The sequence below is a fragment of the Cellulomonas sp. NEAU-ZC6 genome, from assembly GCF_056844425.1.
Genome location: NZ_JBXFYH010000001.1, coordinates 2,102,505 through 2,119,814, shown reverse-complemented (window position 1 = coordinate 2,119,814; position 17,310 = coordinate 2,102,505). Strand labels below are relative to the sequence as shown.

General features: G+C 76.4%; 19 protein-coding genes. 12 read left to right on the top strand and 7 right to left on the bottom strand.

The window, feature by feature from the left end:
* Positions 1-10: 10 nt before the first annotated feature.
* Together AC1050_RS09820 and AC1050_RS09815 are read right to left on the bottom strand one after the other, a co-directional pair.
* A complete protein-coding gene (locus AC1050_RS09820; RefSeq protein ID WP_482387160.1) occupies positions 11-541 on the bottom strand; it encodes a GNAT family N-acetyltransferase in 531 nt (176 codons plus the stop codon).
* Positions 538-1,389 (bottom strand): HAD family hydrolase, encoded by an 852-nt coding sequence (locus tag AC1050_RS09815; RefSeq protein WP_482387159.1) that lies wholly within the window; start codon positions 1,387-1,389, stop codon positions 538-540. The genes AC1050_RS09820 and AC1050_RS09815 overlap by 4 nt, the downstream gene beginning before the upstream one ends.
* 34 nt (positions 1,390-1,423) lie before the next feature.
* Here AC1050_RS09815 and AC1050_RS09810 point away from each other — a divergent pair, with 34 nt between their 5' ends.
* Positions 1,424-1,714, top strand: coding sequence for a glutaredoxin family protein (locus AC1050_RS09810; RefSeq protein WP_482387158.1), 291 nt, complete (start codon positions 1,424-1,426; stop codon positions 1,712-1,714).
* Positions 1,715-1,729: 15 nt separating this feature from the next.
* Positions 1,730-2,383: a redox-sensing transcriptional repressor Rex gene (locus tag AC1050_RS09805; RefSeq protein ID WP_482387157.1), complete on the top strand. Its 654-nt coding sequence runs from the start codon at positions 1,730-1,732 to the stop codon at positions 2,381-2,383.
* An 88-nt stretch (positions 2,384-2,471) separates the two neighbouring features.
* Here AC1050_RS09805 and AC1050_RS09800 read toward each other — a convergent pair whose 3' ends face one another.
* On the bottom strand, positions 2,472-3,029 hold the full coding sequence (locus AC1050_RS09800; protein WP_482387156.1) for a YceI family protein: 558 nt from the start codon (positions 3,027-3,029) through the stop codon (positions 2,472-2,474).
* 129 nt (positions 3,030-3,158) lie between these two features.
* Between AC1050_RS09800 and AC1050_RS09795 the strand changes: the two genes are divergently transcribed.
* Genes AC1050_RS09795 through ccsB form a run of 6 tightly spaced genes read left to right on the top strand, consistent with a single transcriptional unit; the run spans position 3,159 to position 8,757 of the window.
* The gene (locus tag AC1050_RS09795; RefSeq protein WP_482387155.1) at positions 3,159-3,716 is read left to right on the top strand and encodes a MarR family winged helix-turn-helix transcriptional regulator; all 558 of its coding nucleotides are present in this window, start codon (positions 3,159-3,161) and stop codon (positions 3,714-3,716) included.
* 44 nt (positions 3,717-3,760) lie between these two features.
* On the top strand, positions 3,761-4,417 hold the full coding sequence (locus tag AC1050_RS09790) for a histidine phosphatase family protein (RefSeq protein ID WP_482387154.1): 657 nt from the start codon (positions 3,761-3,763) through the stop codon (positions 4,415-4,417).
* A complete protein-coding gene (locus AC1050_RS09785; protein ID WP_482387153.1) occupies positions 4,414-5,022 on the top strand; it encodes a TlpA family protein disulfide reductase in 609 nt (202 codons plus the stop codon). The genes AC1050_RS09790 and AC1050_RS09785 overlap by 4 nt, the downstream gene beginning before the upstream one ends.
* On the top strand, positions 5,022-5,909 hold the full coding sequence (locus tag AC1050_RS09780) for a cytochrome c biogenesis CcdA family protein (RefSeq protein ID WP_482387270.1): 888 nt from the start codon (positions 5,022-5,024) through the stop codon (positions 5,907-5,909). The genes AC1050_RS09785 and AC1050_RS09780 overlap by 1 nt, the downstream gene beginning before the upstream one ends.
* A gap of 1 nt (position 5,910) precedes the next feature.
* On the top strand, positions 5,911-7,647 hold the full coding sequence (resB, locus tag AC1050_RS09775; RefSeq protein ID WP_482387152.1) for a cytochrome c biogenesis protein ResB: 1,737 nt from the start codon (positions 5,911-5,913) through the stop codon (positions 7,645-7,647).
* A gap of 6 nt (positions 7,648-7,653) precedes the next feature.
* Positions 7,654-8,757, top strand: a complete 1,104-nt coding sequence (ccsB, locus tag AC1050_RS09770; protein ID WP_482387151.1) for a c-type cytochrome biogenesis protein CcsB — start codon at positions 7,654-7,656, stop codon at positions 8,755-8,757.
* Positions 8,758-9,144: 387 nt separating this feature from the next.
* Here the strand turns inward: ccsB and AC1050_RS09765 are convergent, their stop codons facing one another.
* Positions 9,145-9,534, bottom strand: a complete 390-nt coding sequence (locus AC1050_RS09765; protein WP_482387150.1) for a PLDc N-terminal domain-containing protein — start codon at positions 9,532-9,534, stop codon at positions 9,145-9,147.
* A gap of 94 nt (positions 9,535-9,628) precedes the next feature.
* Here AC1050_RS09765 and AC1050_RS09760 point away from each other — a divergent pair, with 94 nt between their 5' ends.
* Complete coding sequence (locus AC1050_RS09760) at positions 9,629-9,931, top strand: DUF4229 domain-containing protein (RefSeq protein WP_482387149.1); 303 nt, start codon at positions 9,629-9,631, stop codon at positions 9,929-9,931.
* Between the two features lie 10 nt (positions 9,932-9,941).
* On the opposite strand, the gene AC1050_RS09755 is transcribed toward AC1050_RS09760, so the two are convergent.
* Together AC1050_RS09755 and menE are read right to left on the bottom strand one after the other, a co-directional pair.
* Entirely contained in the window at positions 9,942-10,811 is an 870-nt protein-coding gene (locus AC1050_RS09755) for a 1,4-dihydroxy-2-naphthoate polyprenyltransferase (protein ID WP_482387148.1), read from the bottom strand.
* Between the two features lie 104 nt (positions 10,812-10,915).
* Positions 10,916-12,088 (bottom strand): o-succinylbenzoate--CoA ligase, encoded by a 1,173-nt coding sequence (gene menE / locus AC1050_RS09750; protein ID WP_482387147.1) that lies wholly within the window; start codon positions 12,086-12,088, stop codon positions 10,916-10,918.
* Positions 12,089-12,182: 94 nt separating this feature from the next.
* Between menE and AC1050_RS09745 the strand changes: the two genes are divergently transcribed.
* Entirely contained in the window at positions 12,183-13,244 is a 1,062-nt protein-coding gene (locus tag AC1050_RS09745; RefSeq protein ID WP_482387146.1) for a DUF3048 domain-containing protein, read from the top strand.
* 225 nt (positions 13,245-13,469) lie between these two features.
* Here AC1050_RS09745 and AC1050_RS09740 read toward each other — a convergent pair whose 3' ends face one another.
* Positions 13,470-14,429 carry a 1,4-dihydroxy-2-naphthoyl-CoA synthase gene (locus AC1050_RS09740; protein WP_482387145.1) on the bottom strand — a complete coding sequence of 320 codons (960 nt, stop codon included), beginning with the start codon at positions 14,427-14,429 and terminating at the stop codon, positions 13,470-13,472.
* A 42-nt stretch (positions 14,430-14,471) separates the two neighbouring features.
* On the opposite strand from AC1050_RS09740, the gene AC1050_RS09735 reads away from it, so the two are divergent.
* Positions 14,472-15,440: an o-succinylbenzoate synthase gene (locus AC1050_RS09735; protein ID WP_482387144.1), complete on the top strand. Its 969-nt coding sequence runs from the start codon at positions 14,472-14,474 to the stop codon at positions 15,438-15,440.
* Positions 15,437-17,254, top strand: a complete 1,818-nt coding sequence (gene menD, locus AC1050_RS09730; protein ID WP_482387143.1) for a 2-succinyl-5-enolpyruvyl-6-hydroxy-3-cyclohexene-1-carboxylic-acid synthase — start codon at positions 15,437-15,439, stop codon at positions 17,252-17,254. Before AC1050_RS09735 ends, menD begins: the two co-directional genes overlap by 4 nt.
* Positions 17,255-17,310: the final 56 nt, after the last annotated feature.

Genomic DNA, 17,310 nt, shown 5'->3' with positions numbered 1-17,310 from the left:
CGCAGCGGGCTCAGAGCGGCTGGTGCAGGACCAGGTCGTGGTGCAGCTGGTCCCCGACCTGGAACGTGCGCTCGCCGACGACCTCGAACCCCGAGCGCCGGTAGAACGCCTGCGCCCGCAGGTTCTCGCCGTTGACGCCCAGCCAGACGCCCGCGGCCCCGCGGGCCCGCGCGGCGGCCAGGCTGGCGGCCATCAGAGGTGCCGCGACGCCGCCGCCGTGCCGGCCGGGCAGGACGTAGCACTTGCTCAGCTCGACGGTCGGCCGCAGCGGGACCACGGCGGCGACGCCCGCGTCGTACGGCTCGCCGGACACCAGCATCGTGTAGCCGACCAGCGCCCCGTCGTCGTCGGCGACCAGCACGTCCCGCGCGTCGTCTCCGAGGTGCGCCGCGAAGTGCGCCGCGGTCAGGTGGGCGGCGACGAACGCGGCGTGGTCCTCCGGGGTGGAGGACGGCGGGCAGGCGAGCGGGAACGTCACCGCGGCGAGGTCGGCGACGGCGGCTGCCTCGTCGGGTCGTGCCGGGCGGACGACGACGGTCACCGGCCGCCCCAGCGGGACCGGATCGCGCGCCGGACGGCGCGGAACACCAGCCCGGCGACCCACGCCGACCCCGCGACGGTCGCGGCGTCGACCCCGCGCCGGGTGGCGTTGCGGCGTCCCCGGAACTCGCGCATCGGCCACCCCACCTCGGCGGCGTGCTTGCGCAGCCGGCCGTCGGGGTTGATGGCGCACGGGAACCCGACCTCGGACAGGATCGGCACGTCGTTGGTGGAGTCGCCGTACGCGAAGGACTGCGACAGGTCGATGCCCTCGCGCTCGGCGATGGCCTGCACGGCGGACGCCTTGGCCTTGCCGTGCAGCAGGTCACCGACCAGACGGCCGGTGTAGAAGCCGTCGGTGTGCTCGGCGATGGTGCCGAGCGCGCCGGTGGCGCCCAGGCGGCGGGCGATGATCTCGGCGATCTCGACCGGGGTGGCCGTGACCAGCCACACCTCGTGGCCGGCGCGCAGGTGCTGGTCCAGCAGGCGCTGGGTGCCGGGGAAGATCCGCAGCGACAGCACCTCGTCGTAGATGTCCTCGGCGATCGCCACCACCTCGGCCACCGACCGGTGCCGCATGATCTCGAGCGCCCGCTGGCGGACCTCGTCGATCTGCTGCCGGTTCTCGCCGAACGTGAGGTAACGGGCCTGGTGCACCGCGAACCGGATGACGTCGCCGGTCTTGAAGAACCCGCGCCGGTACAGCCCCACGGCCAGGTGGAACGAGCTGGCGCCGCGGATGATCGTGTTGTCCACGTCGAAGAAGGCCGCCACGCGTCCCGGCTGCGCGGCCGGGACGGTGCCGGCCGGGACGGTGCCCGTCGGGGCGGGCTCGGTGGGCTCGGGCACGCCGCCACTGTAGTCAGATGCCTAGGCTCGTGCTGTGCCGACCCCCGCCCACGGATCCCCGACCACCCCGCGCGTCGTGCTGTTCGCCCGCGCGGGCTGCCACCTCTGCGTCGCCGCCCGCGAGGTGGTCCAGGAGGTCGCGGCCGCGCACGGCGAGCAGTGGGTCGAGGTCGACGTCGACGCCGGCGGGACGGCACCCGACGGCCGTCCGCTGGCGGAGGCCTACGGGGAGCTGCTGCCGGTCGTGGAGGTGGACGGGGTCCGGATCGGGTACTGGCAGATCGACCCGCTCCGGCTCGGCGACGCCCTGACCGGCCCGCGGTAGGCCTACCCTGTGGTCGTGCGAGCCCTGCCGCCGACGACCGTCGCCCGCCTCCCGGGATACCTGCGCTCCCTCGGCGGCCTGGCCTCGGAAGGCGTGACCACGACGTCCTCGGACCAGCTCGCCGAGCTCGTCGGCGCGTCCCCCGCCCAGCTGCGCAAGGACCTGTCCTACCTCGGCGCCGGCGGCCGGCGCGGCGTGGGCTACGAGGTGGACCACCTCCGCAAGCAGATCGCGCAGGCTCTCGGCATGGCCGAGGAGCGCCAGCTCGTCATCGTCGGGATCGGCAACCTCGGGCACGCGCTCGCGACGTACTCGGGCTTCACCGACCGCGGGTTCGTCCTGGTCGGGCTGTTCGACGCGGACCCGGAGCTGGTCGGCACGACCGTCGCCGGGCACGTGGTGCAGCACGTCGACCACCTGGAGAAGGTCGTCGCCGAGGCGGAGGCGAGCATCGCCATCGTCGCGACGCCGGCGTCGGCCGCGCAGGCCACCACGGACCGGCTGGTGGCGGCGGGCGTCACCGGGGTGCTCAACTTCGCGCCGCGCACGGTGCGGGTGCCGGACGGCGTGGACGTGCGGGAGGTCGACCTGGGCTCGGAGCTGCAGATCCTCGGCTTCCACGCCCGGCAGCGCTCGACCACGCCCGAGCCGGTCACCGCCGCCGACTGACCTCGGTCGGGTACGCGCAGGGCCCGATCGCGGCAGGGGGTGCGCGATCGGGCCCTGGCGGTCCGTGAGCCCCTCGCGGGGCGGGGGATCAGGCCTGCTTGATGGCCGAGATCTCCAGGTTGATGACGACCTTGTCGCTCACCAGGACGCCGCCGGCCTCGAGGGCCGCGTTCCAGGTGATGCCGAACTCCTTGCGGGAGATCGTCACCGAGGCGGAGAAGCCGGCGCGCTGGTTGCCGAACGGGTCGGTGGCGGAGCCGCCGAACTCGGTCGCCAGCTCGACGGGCTTGGTCACGCCGTTGATGGTCAGGTCACCGGCGACGACGTAGTCCTCGCCGTCCGCGCGGACCGCGGTCGAGGCGAAGGTCCACTCGCCGAACTTCTCCAGGTCGAAGAAGTCGGTGGAGCCCTTGAGGTGGCCGTCGCGGTTCGCGTCGCCGGTGGCGATGGTCGACGGGTCCAGCGTGGCGGTGACGCCGGACAGCGCGAGGTCCTCGGCGACGGTGATGGTGCCGGAGGTCACCGCGACGGTGCCGCGGACCTTGGAGATGCCCGCGTGGCGGACGGTGAAGGACGCCTCGGTGTGCGAGGGGTCCAGCGTCCAGGTGCCGGCGGTGAGGGCGGTGGGGAGCGTCGTGGTCGACATGAGGTGCCTCCTGCAAGTATTGGTTGAAGCATCAACTGCGGTTAGTTGAGATTTCTACTGCAGTGGATCCGGATGCGCAAGGGCGTGGGACGATCGGCGCCCGACGACCGGCGCGCGGAGGAGGACGGCATGGCGGGCACCAGCACGACGACCGGCCAGGCGGGGGCGACCTCGCCGGCGACGCGGTCCGGTGACGACGTCCGCTGGCTGTCGGCGGACGAGCAGCGCGCCTGGCGCGCCTACCGCGACGGCACGGCGCGGCTGCTGGACGTGCTCGCGCACGACCTGGAGGAGTCCTCGGGGCTCTCGCTCGGCGAGTACGAGGTGCTGGTCCGGCTGTCCGAGGCGCCGCAGCGCACGCTGCGGATGTCCGAGCTGGCGGGTGAGCTCGCCCACTCCCGCAGCCGCCTCACGCACACGGTCCGGCGCATGGAGACGGCCGGTCTGGTGGAGCGCGCGCCCTGCCTGGAGGACGCCCGCGGCGTGAACTGCCGGATGACGGAGCACGGCTGGCGCACCCTGGTCGACGCCGCGCCCGGGCACGTCGAGTCGGTCCGCGCGCGCCTGGTCGACGTGCTGACGCCCGCCCAGATGCAGGCCCTGGGGAACGCGATGGCCGCGGTCGGCGCGGCCCTGCAGGCGGGCTGCGAGGCCGCCGCCGAGGCCGAGGAGCGCCGGGGCCGGTAGCCGGTGGGGACCGACCACCCAGCCGGGTTTGCGAGACTGACCCCATGGTCGCCACCACCATCCACCTCATGCGGCACGGCGAGGTCCACAACCCGTCGGGTCTGCTCTACGGCCGGCTGCCCGGCTACCACCTCTCCGAGCGCGGTCAGGAGATGGCCGAGCGCGTCGCCGCGCACCTGTCCGGCCGGCTCGACGGCCCGGCGCGCGACGTCACCGTGCTGATCGCGTCGCCGCTGCAGCGCGCCCAGGAGACGATGGCGCCGATCGCCGCCGCGCTGGACCTGCCGGTCCGGACGGACGAGGGGCTGCTCGAGGCCGAGAACCACTTCCAGGGCCTCGCGTTCGGCGTCGGGGACGGCTCGCTGCGGCACCCGCGGCACTGGCCCAAGCTGGTCAACCCGTTCCGCCCGTCCTGGGGGGAGCCGTACCGCCAGCAGGTCGGCCGGATGCTCGCCGTCGTCGACAGCGCGCGCCAGGCGGCCCGCGGCCACGAGGCCGTGCTGGTCAGCCACCAGCTGCCGATCTGGGTCACCCGGCTCGCGCTGGAGAACCGCCGGCTGTGGCACGACCCGCGCCGCCGGCAGTGCTCGCTCGCCTCGCTGACCAGCCTGGTCTACGAGGAAGACCGCCTGGTGCGCATCTCCTACACCGAGCCGGCCGCCGACCTGCTGCCCGGCGCGTCCGCCGTGGCGGGGGCGTGACCAGCCGCCGGCGCCGCGCGGGCGCCGTGGCCGTCGCGCTCGGCGCCGCGCTCGCGCTCGCGGGGTGCTCGGGCGGGGACGGCACGGCCGGCGACACCGACGTGGCGGACCAGGGCTACGTGTCCGGCGACGGCTCGTTCACGCAGTGGGCCGCGGCGGACCGCGAGGGCCCGGTCGAGGTCGCTGGCACCGACTACGCCGGCGAGGCCGTCGACGTCGCGGACTGGCGGGGCGACGTCGTCGTGCTGAACACCTGGTACGCCGCGTGCCCGCCGTGCCGGGAGGAGGCGCCCGACCTGGTCGACATCGCGCACGAGTACGCGGACGCCGGCGTGCACCTGCTGGGGATCAACGGCGTCGACGACGCGGGCGCCGCCGAGCCGTTCCAGAACAGCTTCGAGGTGCCTTACCCGAGCATCGACGACCGCGACAAGCAGGCGATCGCCGCGCTGCAGGGCATCGTGCCGATCCAGGCCACCCCGACGACGGTCGTGCTCGACCGCGACGGCAAGGTCGCGGCCCGGATCGTCGGCCTCGCCGAGGGCTCCACCCTGCGCGCGCTGATCGACGAGGTCCTGGCCGAGGACGGCGGGGCCGCGGCGTGATGCTCGCCGACGTCGGGGACTCCTTCGCGCAGGCCGCCACGTCCGGCTCGCTGCTCGCCGCCGTCCCGGTGGCGGTGCTCGCCGGGCTGGTGTCGTTCGCGTCGCCGTGCGTGCTGCCGCTGGTCCCCGCCTACGTCGGCTACGTCGGCGGCATGTCCGCCGCCTCGACGCCCCGTCCGGCCCGGCGGCCCTCCGTCGCCACCGCGGCCGGCGGCGTCCCGCTCGACCTCGCCGCGAGCCTGCCGGCGCAGCCGGCGCTCACGACCGGGACGCCCGCCCCCGGCACCGACACCCCGGCCTCGCGCGGCCGGGTCGTGCTCGGCGTGCTGCTGTTCGTGGCCGGGTTCAGCGCGGTGTTCCTGGCGTACGGGTCGCTCGCCGGCACGCTCGGCTCGTTCCTGCTGCGCTGGCAGGACCCGGTGTCCCGGGTGCTCGGCGTCGGCGTGCTCGCCATGGGCCTGGCGTTCCTCGGCGTGCTGCCGTTCTTCCAGCAGGACCGCCGGCCGCTGCTCGCCCCCCGGGCCGGCCTGTGGGGCGCGCCGGTGCTCGGCGTGACCTTCGGCATCGGCTGGACGCCCTGCATCGGGCCGACGCTCGCCGCCATTCTGCTGCTGTCCCTGGACGGCGGGTCCGCCGGCCGCGGCGCGCTGCTCGCGCTCGCGTTCTGCGCCGGCCTCGGCCTGCCGTTCGTCGCCGTCGCGCTCGGGCTGCAGCGCAGCCGCCGGGCCCTCGACTGGCTCGCCCGGCACCGTCTCGCGGTGATGCGGGTCGGCGGCGCCCTCCTGCTCCTGCTCGGTGTCGCGCTCGTCACCGGCCTCTGGACCACCTGGGCGAACTGGCTGCAGGGCCTGCTCACCGGTGCCCAGCCCTTCGTCCCGGCGGTATGAGATGACGCACGACCGACCCACCACCGAGCCCGTCACCGAGCCCGCGCCCGGCCGCTACACGCCCGAGGGCCTCGAGGACGCGTTCAGCGCCGGGGCCCCCGCGGCCGCCGCACCCGCCGGTCCGGCGGACGGTGGCGCGCCCCAGCTGCCGTCGCTGGGCGTCGTGGGCTGGCTGCGCTGGGGCTGGCGCCAGCTGACCTCCATGCGCGTCGCCCTGCTGCTGCTCATGCTGCTCGCCGTCGCCGCGGTGCCGGGCACGATCTTCCCGCAGCGCTCGCAGCAGCCCGAGGAGGTCGCCACCTACCTCGTCGACCACCCGGACCTCGGGCCGCTGCTCGACCGGCTCGGCTTCTTCACCGTGTACTCGTCGGTCTGGTTCTCGGCGATCTACCTGCTGCTGTTCGTGTCGCTGGTCGGCTGCATCCTGCCGCGCAGCCGCACCCACCTGCGCGCCGTGCGCGGCCGGCCGCCGCGCGCGCCCCGCCGGTTCGACCGGTTCCCGGCGCAGGCCGACCTGGAGCTGGACGGCACGCCGCAGGAGGTCGCCGAGCGCGCCGCCGTGGCGCTGGGCGGACCGCGCTGGTGGCGCCGGTTCCGGGTGGACGTCCGGGACGAGGGCCGCGGCGTGTGGAGCGTCGCCGCCGAGCGCGGCTACCTGCGCGAGACCGGCAACCTCGTGTTCCACCTGGCGCTGGTCGGCCTGCTGGTCTCGATCGCGACGGGGCAGCTGCTGCACTTCCGCGGCCAGGCGATCATCGTCGAGGACCGCGCCTTCGCGAACACCCAGAGCGACTACGACACGTTCGAGTCCGGGTCCGGGTTCTCCGCGTCGTCCCTCGAGCCGTTCGCGCTGCGGCTCGACTCGTTCGACTCCGAGTTCGACCCGACGACGCTGCAGTCCCGCGACTTCACGGCCCACGTCACGGTGACCGAGCCCGGCGGCGAGCCCGTCGAGGACCAGATCAAGGTCAACCACCCCATCGAGGCGGGCGGCGCCAAGATCTACCTGCAGGGCAACGGGTACGCGCCGCAGGTCACCGTGCGCGACGCCGACGGCACGGTCGTGTTCGCCGGAGCGGTGCCGTTCCTGCCGCAGGACCAGGTGTACACGTCGCAGGGCGTCATCAAGGTGCCGGACGTCACGTCCGGGCCCCAGATCGGGCTGCAGGGCGTGCTGCTGCCGACGGCCGAGCAGGTCGCCGAGGGCATCTACCGGTCCACCGACCCGCAGCCGACCGACCCGCTGCTCGCGCTCGCCGTCTGGACCGGCGACCTGGGGCTGGACGACGGCGTCCCGCAGAACGTCTACCAGCTGGACGAGACCGGCCTCACCCAGGAGGTCACCGAGGACGGGCTCCCGGTCACGGTCTACGTGCGGCCCGGCGAGACCGTCGACCTGCCGGACGGGCTCGGCACCCTGACGTTCGACGCGCTGCCGCGGTTCGTCGCCCTGGACCTGCGGCACGACCCGTCCCTCGCGTGGGTGCTCACGTTCGCGCTCCTGGCGTTCGCCGGGCTGGGGACGTCGCTGTTCGTGCCGCGCCGCCGGGTGTGGGTCCGGGTGCGTCCCGCGACGGGTGCCGACGGGGACGAAGGTCCCGGGGCAGCCCGTACAGTGGTCACCGCCGCCGCGCTCGCGCGCGGCGACGACGTGGGCCTGCAGGCAGAGCTCGACCGGGCGATGGACCGGCTCCGTGCCGCCGACGGCGACGCGCCCACCGGCCGGACCGGAAGGTAGAAGGACATGGCACTCGGCGACATCAGCACCCTGCTCGTGTGGGGGGCGGCGACGGCGTTCACGATCGCCCTGATCGCGTACACCTCGGCGCTGGCGCGCATCGCCGACGCGTCGTCCGCCGAGCACCGCCGCGAGCGCGCCGCCCGGGTGGCCGCCGCCAAGCAGGCGCGGGCCGCCGCGCACGCGACCGTGGGTGCCGGCGCTCCCGCCGAGCCCGCTCCGCCCGCCGACGACCGCGCCGCCGCGCCCCGCTCCGGACTGCTGGACGACGCGGAGCCCGAGCGCACCGCCGGACCGAGCCGGGCCACCGGCATCGCCCGCACCACCACCTACCTGGGCATCCTGCTGCTGGGCGCCGGCATCGTGCTGCGCGGCGTCGCCGCCGGCCGCTGGCCGACCGCCAACATGTACGAGTTCACCCTGGTCGGCACGTTCGTCGCCGCCGTCGTGCTCGTGCTCGTGCAGCGCCGCCGCGTGATCCCGTTCCTCGGCGTCGCGGTGATGGGCATCGGCGTGCTCGCCCTGGCCCTCGGCCTGCTGGTGTTCTACGTCCAGGCCGACGCCGTCCAGCCCGCGCTCCAGAGCTACTGGCTGATCATCCACGTCGGCGTCGCCATCGCCGCGACCGGCATCTTCACCGTCGCCTTCGCCACCGCGGTGCTGCAGGTCCTGCAGGACGGCCGCGAGACCGGCCGCTCCCACCTGGACCACCCGTGGCGCAGCGCCGACGGCCTGCGCCGGGCGTTCGCCCGCTGGCGCGTCACCGGGCCCGCGTGGTCCTGGCTGCGCACCGTGCCGTCCGCCCGCCAGCTGGAGGCGCTGTCGTTCCGGCTGAACGCCATCGGCTTCGTGCTGTGGACCTTCACGCTCATCGGCGGCGCCATCTGGGCCGAGCACGCCTGGGGCCGGTACTGGGGCTGGGACCCCAAGGAGGTCGGCACCTTCGTCGCGTGGGTCGTGTACGCGGCGTACCTGCACGCCCGCACCACCCGCGGCTGGGCCGGGCGCAGGGCGGCGTACTTCGTCTACGTCGGGTACGCGGTCGTGCTGGCCAACTTCACGGTGGTCAACCTGTTCGTCGACGGGAAGCACTCGTACTCGGGCCTGTGACCCGCTGCGCCGCCCTGCGGCGCTGACCGCGCGCGGTCCCCGGTGCGGACCCGTCCGCGCGCGCCCGGACCCCCACGCCCGACCGGGTTCGACCGTCGAACCAGGCCGACCCCTGCCTGACACGCCGAGCTCCTGACACGCCGAGCTCCTGACACGCCGAGCTCCTGACACGCCGAGCTCCTGACACGCCGAGCTCCTGGCGTCGAGATAGGGCGCGCGCGTCGAGGTAGGGCACCAGGACGCCCTATCTCGGCGGGGCGGCCCTATCTCGGCGCGCTCGGCCGGTGGCGCGCTCACCCGTCGGCGCGCTCGTCCCGGGCGCATCCGTCGGTGGGGCGCTCGACGGGGCTGGCCGGTCGGCGTGCGTGGGTCGGTGCGGCGGGAGGGTCAGCCGCGGGCGCCGTCGTCGGGGACGTCCCCGCTGGAGCCGTCGGCCTCACCGGAGCGGCCGGCCTCGCGCTCGCGCCGGATCCGCTCCTGCTCGAGCCGCCAGAGGAACTCGGGGTCGTCGTCGGGCGCGAGCGGGCCGGTGCGCCGCGGGCCGCCGCTCGAGGGCCGGGTCCCGCCGGAGCGGCCCGGGCCGCCGGCACCGCCCTCCGCGCGCGCCGCGCGGCTCGACAGGATCCACGCCACCGCACCCACCACGGGCACCAGGGCGACGAGCAGCCAGACCCCGCGGGGGATGCCGCGACGTGCCCGGTCGTCGCTCGTGGCGATGTCGGCCAGGGCGTACACCGCCAGGCCGATGATCACGAGGAAGAAGAGGGCGCGGACCATGCGGTCCAGCCTAACCAGCACGGGCGCGCTCGCCGACCGGGGCGGCGGGGCGCGGGCGCCGAGGCGGCACAGCAGCACGGCTTACCCTGGGGGCGTGCCCGTGCTGACCTACTCCCTGCTCCGCCTCGCCCTGTTCGCCGTGGCGCTCGTCGTGTTCGTCGGGCTCGGCACGGGCTACCTGCTCGGGGTGGTGCTGGCGGCGCTGGCCGCGGCGCTGCTGTCCTACGCGCTGCTGCGCGGGTACCGGGACCGCGCGGCGCTCTGGCTGCAGCAGCGGGCGGAGGCGCGCGGCGACCGGCCGCGCCTGTCCCGCCGGGCAGCCGCGGACGCCGCGGAGGAGGACGCCGAGGTGGACGCCGCCGAGCGCGAGGACGGCGCCCCGGGCCGCGTGGCCTGAGGCCGCCGGCTCAGATCGCCAGGCCGAGCCCGAGCAGCACGCCGAACCCGAGCTCGTACATCCCGGTGCCCGCGAGCACGGGGACCAGGGCGATCCCGCGGGCGCCGACCAGCACCGTGAACGCGAGGACGCCCGCGGGCAGGCTGAGCAGGATGACGGCCAGCGCCCACGGGTTCGCGAACGCGCACACCAGGCCCAGCAGGATCGGCAGCACGACCATCACCGCATACGCCTGCCGGGCGCGCCGCTCGCCGATCCGGACGGCCAGGGTGCGCTTGCCGACCAGGGAGTCGGTGGGGACGTCCCGCAGGTTGTTGACCATGAGCAGCGCGCAGGCGATCAGGCCGATGGCGACGGCGCCGACCCAGGCGGGCCAGGTGGTGCGCCCCGCCTGCGTGTAGGTGGTGCCGAGCACGGCGACCAGCCCGAAGAACACGAAGACGCCGACCTCGCCGAGCCCGGCGTAGCCGTACGGCCGCTTCCCGCCGGTGTAGTACCAGGCGGCCAGCACGCAGACCACGCCGACGGCCAGCAGCCACCACTGGCCGGTCAGCGCGACCAGGCCGAGCCCGAGCAGCCCGGCGACGCCGAACGCGGCGAACGCGGCGAGCTTGACGGCCCGCGGCCGGGCGAGGCCGCTGGCGGTGAGGCGCAGCGGGCCGACGCGCTCGGTGTCCGTGCCGCGGACGCCGTCGGAGTAGTCGTTCGCGTAGTTCACCCCGACCTGCAGCGCGAGGGCGACGCCGAGGGCCAGCAGCGCGCGGCCGAGGTGGGCGGAGTCCACCTGGGCGGCGGCGCCCGTGCCGACCAGGACCGGTGCGGCGGCGGCGGGCAGGGTGCGCGGACGCGCACCGGCGATCCACTCGGACGGGGTGGCCATGGTGCTCCTGTCGTGCGTCCGCGGACGCTCGCGGGGGATGGGGCTGCCGGTGACGTTACCCGCGCCGCGGGTCCGCCACGCACCGGCCGACGACCGTGGGCGGGTCAGGGCGTGCGGCCGAGCGCGCGGGCGGCCAGCGCGGCGGCACCCGATCGGTCCGGCTTGCCCGGACCTCGCAGGGGCAGCGCGTCCACCAGCACCAGGTGCCGCGGCGCCGCCGGGCCCCCCAGCCGGTCGCCCGCCGCCGCGCGCAGGTCGGCGAGGTCCGGCGCCGGCCCGCTCGGCGCGGCGACCACGACGGCGGTCAGCGCCTGCCCCCACTCCGGGTCGGGCACGCCCACCACGAGCACCTCCCCGACGCCGGGCCGCTCGGCCAGCACCCGCTCGACGGCGGCGGGCGGCACCTTGACCCCGCCGGTGACCAGGACGTCGTCGGCGCGGCCCAGCACCTCGAGGCGCGGCGGGTCGTCGTCGGTCCACCGGCCGAGGTCGCTGGTCCGGAGCCACCGGGTGCCGGCGCGCTCCTCGAACAGCTCGGCGTCCAGGTCGGGACGGTCGCGGTAGCCGGCGGCCAGCACCGGCCCGGCGATCGCCACCCGGCCGTCGGGCCCGACGTCCACGGACACGCCGTCGAGCGGGACGCCGTCGTAGACGCAGCCTCCGCACGTCTCGGACATCCCGTAGGTGGTGACGACGCGGGCCCCGGCCTCGCGGGCGCGGGCCACCAGTGCGGGCGGGGTGGCCGCGCCGCCCAGCAGCACGGCGTCGAACCCGGCCAGCGCCGCGGTCCCCGCCGGCGACGCGAGCAGCCGGTGCAGCTGGGTCGGCACCAGCGACGTGTACCGGGGGCCCGCGCCGGCCGCCATCCCCGCCACCGCGGCGACGAACGACTCCGCCCGGAACGGCCCGGTCAGCACGGTCGGCTCCGTGCCGGCCAGGATCGACCGCGCCAGGACCTGCAGGCCCGCGACGTGCGCGGGCGGCAGCGGCAGCAGCCAGCGCCCGTGCCCGGACAGCCGTGCGGCCGTCGCCTCGCCGGACGCGCGCAGGGCCGCCGCGGTGAGCAGCACCTCGCGCGGCGATCCGGTCGACCCCGACGTCCGGACCAGCAGGGCGACGTCGTCGGCCACCGGTCCCGTGCCTGCCGGGGTGCCGTCCTCGGCGCCGTTTACCGGCAGCACCGCCGGTCCCGATCCGTCCAGCGCCGCGGCCAGCGCGGTCACCAGCGCGGGGACCGACGCGGGGGTGACGGGGACGACGCGGACGGGTCGGTTCACCGGGTCAGCGTAGGTCCGCACGTAGAGTGGCGCGGTCGCGCGGGGACGCGCGGAGGACGCACAGGGCAGCAGGCGCACGCGAAGGGTTCGACGAATGCTCCACACCACCAGGCGGCAGCTCCGGCGCGCCGCGGGTCTGGCGGTCGCCGCGGCGCTGCTGGTCACCGGTTGCTCGCAGGGCGGCCAGCCCGCTCCGCAGGCGTCGACCGTGGCCCCGACGCTCGAGCCCACCAAGGCCGCCGCGCCCGACCCGGTCGTCCCGCCGACCTGGCCGCTGACCGGGGTCGCGGGCGAGCCCGCGAACCGCCCCGCGCTCGCGGTGAAGATCGAGAACACCGCGACCGCCCGCCCGCAGTCCGGGCTGGAGCAGGCCGACGTCGTCTGGGAGACGATCGTCGAGTTCGAGGTCTCGCGGCTCGTCGCCGTCTGGCACTCGCAGCTGCCCGCCGAGGTCGGTCCGATCCGCTCCGTGCGGCCGATGGACCCGGACATCGTGTCCCCGCTGAACGGCCTGCTGACGTTCTCCGGCGGCCAGCCCGGCATCCTCGCGCTGGTCGCGGCCAGCCCGACCCAGGTGATCAGCCACGACGCCGGCGCGCCCGGGCTGTACCGGGTCCGGACGCGGTCCGCGCCGCACAACGTCTACGCCGACCCGGCCGCGCTGCTCGCGCAGGCCGACGCGAACCACCAGGCGAGCCCCGGCGAGCAGTTCCGGTTCGCCCGGTCCGCCGAGCGCGCGACCGCCGTGGTCGCCGGCACCCCGGCGACCACCCTGGCGTTCTCGCTGTCGGGCCAGTCCAGCCCGACCTGGACCTGGAACGGGACCTCCTGGGACCGCTCCGAGGGCGCCACCCCGGCGACGGGCGCCTCCGGTGCCCGGCTGACCGCGACCAACGTGGTGTCGATCGTGGCGGAGCACCCCGGCACTCCGTTCGGCGCGCAGAACGGCGCGGTGGTCCCGACCTACACGCTGGTCGGCTCGGGCGAGGGCACGCTGGCCAGCGGCGGCAAGACGGTCCCGGTGCGCTGGCAGAAGGACTCCCGCGACGCGCCCATGCAGCTGTTCACCGCCGACGGGGCGCCCGCGCTGCTGTCGCCGGGGAACACCTGGGTCGAGCTGGTCCCGGCCGGCACGGGCTCGCTCGCGATCTCCTGAGCGAGGGGCGCTCTCGCCCCGTCCGCGCCCGGACCTCCGCGTGCGCCCGGACCTCCCGCCCGGGACCGGACCCGCGCCCGCGCAGCGGCGAGTGTCCACGAACTCACGGACATCTCACGCATATCGCCGCAGTTTCTGGACACTCGGCGAGGCGGCCCGGCCGGGGCACGCGACGCTGGCTGGGCCCGGGTCGCGCGGGCCCCCCGGGCGCCGCCCGGCCCGGGGTCAGTACGCGTACGGGAAGCGGGACCAGTCCGGGTCGCGGCGCTCGAGGAACGCGTCGCGCCCCTCGACGGCCTCGTCCGTCATGTACGCCAGGCGGGTCGCCTCGCCCGCGAACACCTGCTGCCCGGCCAGGCCGTCGTCCGCGAGGTTGAACGCGAACTTCAGCATCCGGATGGCCTGGGGAGACTTGGTCGCGATGATCCGCGCGTACTCGAGCGCCGTCTCCTCGAGCCGGGCGTGGTCCACGACCTCGTTGATCGCGCCCCAGGCCATCGCCTGCTCAGCCGAGTACTCGCGCGCCAGGAAGAAGATCTCCCGCGCGCGCTTCTGCCCCACCTGCCGGGCCAGCAGCGCGGACCCGTAGCCGCCGTCGAACGACCCGACGTTGGCGTCGGTCTGCATGAACCGGGCGTGCTCGCGGGACGCGATCGTCAGGTCGGCGACGACGTGCAGCGAGTGCCCGCCGCCGGCCGCCCAGCCGTTCACGACGGCGACCACGACCTTGGGCATCGTCCGGATCAGGCGCTGCACCTCCAGGATGTGCAGCCGGCCGGCGCGCGCGGGGTCGATGTGGTCGGCCGTCTCCGCGTCGGTGCTCTCGGTGTACCGGTAGCCGTCCCGGCCGCGGATCCGCTGGTCGCCGCCGGAGCAGAACGCGTACCCGCCGTCCTTGGGGCTGGGGCCGTTGCCGGTCAGCAGCACGGTGCCGACGTCGGACGTCATCCGGGCGTGGTCGAGCACGCGGTAGAGCTCGTCGACCGTGTGCGGGCGGAAGGCGTTGCGCACCTCGGGCCGGTCGAAGGCCACGCGCACGACCGGCAGGTCGCGTCCGGTGCCGTCGGCCGAGCGGGCGACCCCGCGGTGGTAGGTCAGGTCGGTCAGGTCCTCGAACCCCGTGACCGCCCGCCACCGGGACGGGTCGAAGGTGTCGGAGACGCGCGGGGGCAGCTGGTCGGTCACGCTCCCCAGCGTAGGGCGGCCGGGTGCCCGTACGCTGACGACGTGCACGTCTACGCGATCCCCCTCCGGACGCGCTTCCGCCGGATCACCGTGCGCGAGGGCGTCCTGGTCCGGGGGGAGGCCGGCTGGGGCGAGTTCAGCCCCTTCTGGGACTACGACGCCCCCGAGTCCGCCGCCTGGTGGCGCGCCACCCGCGAGGCCGCCGACGAGGGCTGGCCCGAGCCGGTCCGCGACCGCGTGCCCGTCAACGTGACCGTCCCCGCCGTGGGGCCGGACGCCGCGCGCCGGATCGTGCTCGCCTCCGGCGGGTGCACGACCGCCAAGGTGAAGGTCGCCGAGCCCGGCCAGGGCGCCGCCGAGGAGGCCGACCGGCTCGCCGCGGTGCGCGAGGCCCTCGGGCCGGGCGGCGCCATCCGGGTCGACGCGAACGCCGGCTGGGACGTCGGCACGGCCGTGGAGCGGTTGCGGGTGCTCGACCGCGCGGCCCGCGGGCTGGAGTACGCCGAGCAGCCCGTCGCCTCCGTGGACGACCTGGCGCGGGTGCGCCGCGCGACGCACGTGCCGATCGCCGCCGACGAGTCCATCCGGCGGGCCGAGGACCCGATGGCGGTGGTGCGCGCCGAGGCGGCGGACGTCGTGGTGCTCAAGGTGCAGCCGCTCGGCGGGGTGCGGGCGTGCCTGGCGCTGGCCGAGCAGGTGGGCCTGCCGGTGGTCGTGTCGTCGGCGCTGGAGTCGTCGGTCGGCCTGGCGGCGGGCGTGGCGCTCGCGGCCGCGCTGCCGGAGCTGCCGTACGCCTGCGGCCTCGCGACGGCGCAGCTGTTCACGGACGACGTGGTCGACCGCCCGCTGCTGCCCGTCGACGGCGCGCTGTCCGTCGCCGACGCGCGCGCTCTCGTCCCGAGCGCCGAGCGGCTCGCCGCCACGGCGGCGGACGACGCGACGGCCGCGCGGTGGGCCGACCGGCTGGCCGCGGTGCAGGCGCTGCAGGGGGCACCGGAGGTGCGGCGGTGACGGGCACCGGTCCCCGCGGTCCGGTGCGCGGCGCCCCGGCGCCGCAGGCCGCCCGGCTGCTCGTGCAGGAGCTCGCCGCCCACGGCGTGCGCGACGTGGTCCTGTCGCCGGGCTCGCGCAGCGCGCCGCTGGCCTACGCGCTCGCCGAGGCGGCGCTGCCGGACGACGACCGCCCCGCCGGCGCGCCGCCGGTGCGGCTGCACGTGCGGGTCGACGAGCGCTCCGCGGCGTTCCTGGCGCTGGGTCTCGCGCGCGCCGCCGCCGTCGACGGGGAGCCGCGCCCGGTGGCGGTGGTGACCACGTCCGGCACCGCCGTCGCGAACCTGCACCCGGCCGTGCTGGAGGCGCACCACGCGGGGGTCCCGCTGCTGCTGCTCACCGCGGACCGGCCGCACGAGCTGCGCGGCACCGGCGCGAACCAGACGACGGTCCAGCCCGGCCTCTTCGGTCCCGCCACCCGGCTGGAGGCCGACGTGCCCGCACCGACCGGCCGGCCGGGGGAGGACCGCGACCTGCGGCACCTGGTCTCGCGCGCGGTGACGGCGGCGCTCGGCACGCGCACCGGCGACCCGGGGCCCGTGCACCTGGACCTCGCGTACCGCGAGCCGCTGGCCCCCGGGCCCGAGCCGTGGCCGTCCACCGGCGCGGGGACCCCGCCGGGCCGGGTGGCCGTCGTGCCGCGTCCGGCTGCCGACCTCCCCGTGGCCGCCGACGTGCCCGCGCGTGCCGACCTGCCCGGCCCCGTCGTGGTCGTCGCCGGCGACGGCGCCGGGCCCGACGCGCGCCGGCTGGCCGAGGCGGCGGGCTGGCCGCTGCTCGCGGAGCCGTCGTCCGGTGCCCGCGGCGGGGCGAACGCCCCGGCCGCCTACCGGATGCTGCTGGCCGACCCGGCGCTGGGCGGCCGGGTGCGGTCGGTCGTGCTGCTCGGGCGGCCGACGCTGTCCCGCCCCGTGTCCGCGCTGCTCGCGCGGGACGACGTCGACCTGACCGTGGTCGCCCCGCTCGGGTCCGGGTGGCCCGACGCCGGCCGGGCGGCCGACCGGGTGCTCACCGGGGTCCCGGCGGCCTGGCTGGCCGGGCCGACCGACGACCCCGCCTGGCTCGGCGCCTGGCAGCGCGCGGACGCGGCCGCCGCGGCCGCGCTCGACGCCCTGCTGGACGAGGACCCGGCCGCCCCGCCCACCCGCAGCACGCCGCCGCTGACGGGTCCGCGCGCGGTGCGGGCCGTCGCGGAGGCCTGCCTGCCGTCGGACGTGCTCGTGGTCGGCTCGTCCAACCCGGTGCGCGACCTGGACCTGGTCGCGCGCTGGACCGAGGCGCCGACCGTGCTCGCCAACCGCGGGCTGGCCGGCATCGACGGCACGGTGTCGACCGCCACCGGTGTCGCGCTCGGGCTGCCGCGCCGCCGGGTGCGCGCGCTGCTGGGCGACCTGACGTTCCTGCACGACGTCGGCGGGCTGCTGCGGCTCACCACCGAGCCTGAGGTCGACCTGCAGCTGGTCGTGCTGAACGACGCCGGCGGCTCCATCTTCGCGACGCTGGAGCACGGCGCCCCGGGGCGGGCGCGGACGTTCGAGCGCGTGTTCGGCACCCCGCACGCCGCCGACGTCGCGGCCCTGTGCGCCGGCTACGGGGTGCGGCACGTGCGCGTCTCGGACGTGACGGCCCTGGCCGCGGCGCTCGCGGCGCCCGGACCCGGCACGTCGGTCGTCGAGGTGCGGGTGGACCGGGCGGACCGGCGGGCGCTCGGCGAGCGCCTGGCGGCGGCCGTCCGGGATGCGGTGGCCGACGTGCCGTCGGATCCTGCAGCCTGACCGGCACCCGGCGGTCATCGGCAACTCGCAGCGGACTCCCAGGTTCTGCCGAGCGT

Excerpts from the sequence above, each read along its gene's own strand:
- AC1050_RS09790 (WP_482387154.1), top strand. The coding sequence starts at position 3,761 with ATGGTCGCCACCACCATCCACCTCATGCGGCACGGCGAGGTCCACAAC.
- AC1050_RS09780 (WP_482387270.1), top strand. The coding sequence starts at position 5,022 with ATGCTCGCCGACGTCGGGGACTCCTTCGCGCAGGCCGCCACGTCCGGC.
- AC1050_RS09765 (WP_482387150.1), bottom strand. The coding sequence starts at position 9,534 with ATGGTCCGCGCCCTCTTCTTCCTCGTGATCATCGGCCTGGCGGTGTAC.
- resB (WP_482387152.1), top strand. The coding sequence starts at position 5,911 with ATGACGCACGACCGACCCACCACCGAGCCCGTCACCGAGCCCGCGCCC.
- AC1050_RS09800 (WP_482387156.1), bottom strand. The coding sequence starts at position 3,029 with ATGTCGACCACGACGCTCCCCACCGCCCTCACCGCCGGCACCTGGACG.
- ccsB (WP_482387151.1), top strand. The coding sequence starts at position 7,654 with ATGGCACTCGGCGACATCAGCACCCTGCTCGTGTGGGGGGCGGCGACG.
- AC1050_RS09755 (WP_482387148.1), bottom strand. The coding sequence starts at position 10,811 with ATGGCCACCCCGTCCGAGTGGATCGCCGGTGCGCGTCCGCGCACCCTG.
- AC1050_RS09795 (WP_482387155.1), top strand. The coding sequence starts at position 3,159 with ATGGCGGGCACCAGCACGACGACCGGCCAGGCGGGGGCGACCTCGCCG.
- AC1050_RS09745 (WP_482387146.1), top strand. The coding sequence starts at position 12,183 with ATGCTCCACACCACCAGGCGGCAGCTCCGGCGCGCCGCGGGTCTGGCG.